Genomic DNA, 236 nt, shown 5'->3' with positions numbered 1-236 from the left:
GATCGATTGTGCATCGTCCCCGACGACGAGCAGCCCGTGGCCTCCGGGATTCGCCGCCCGCAGGATAGAAGACTGCAAGGGGGTCGTGTCCTGGTACTCGTCAACGAGCACATGGTCGAAGCGGCTGCCGATATCCCCGGTGATCATCGGTTCGGCAACCATCTGTGCCCAGTAAAGCAGCAAGTCGTCTTAATCGAGGACGTTCTGGCTCTGCTTGGCCTCGACGTAGGCGGCGA

Annotated in this window: 1 pseudogene; it reads right to left on the bottom strand. The window is 61.0% G+C overall.

Features of this window, described 5'->3' with window-relative positions:
• Positions 1-236, bottom strand: a pseudogene (locus ACPYOI_RS37060) (UvrD-helicase domain-containing protein); the annotation flags it as partial.

Source organism: Rhizobium sp. SVR5-2C (genome assembly GCF_056755115.1).
The sequence above is the reverse complement of the archived record's forward strand: the minus strand, read 5'-3'. Positions and strand labels throughout refer to the sequence as shown.